The organism is Pseudomonas sp. HY13-MNA-CIBAN-0226, from assembly GCF_040310305.1.
Classification (GTDB): domain Bacteria; phylum Pseudomonadota; class Gammaproteobacteria; order Pseudomonadales; family Pseudomonadaceae; genus Aquipseudomonas; species Aquipseudomonas gregormendelii.
Window position 1 is genome coordinate 1 of the sequence record NZ_JBEOPS010000072.1, and the last position, 472, is coordinate 472.

Sequence of the window (472 nt, forward strand, 5' to 3'; positions counted from 1 at the left end):
GTGTTAAACTTGCTGGTTTTGACATCTAACGTCGCCAGTAGCAACTGATTCATAAAACGCGGCGCTTCGTGGGCAACGCTACCATCAGCTTGCACGGCCATAGAGCCACCGTCAAAGACTAAATCATCTTGACCGCCAACCGCATTGACATAGATAATCGGCAGGCCATTTTCACGGCTGCGCTTGGTCAGCATGGTTTTACGATTGTCTTGTTTTTCGATTTCAAAAGGTGACGCATTTAAGCTGATGACCAGATCCGCGCCTTGCTTTTTGAGATCAGCAATAGGGCCTTTTTCCCACAAGTCTTCACAGATGAGCAGGCCAATGGTAATGCCTTTATAATCAAACAGAACTTGATTACGGCCTTTGTCAAAGTAACGGCGTTCATCAAACACGCCATAGTTTGGCAATATTTGCTTATGATAAAAGCCTTTTTGATGACCGTTATGCAGGATGGCGGCTGAGTTGAAGG

1 protein-coding gene is annotated in these 472 nt (G+C 45.8%); it reads right to left on the reverse strand.

The window, feature by feature from the left end:
- A partial coding sequence (locus AAEZ05_RS27805) for a nitrilase-related carbon-nitrogen hydrolase (protein WP_350649753.1) occupies positions 1–472 on the reverse strand: 472 nt, incomplete at both ends.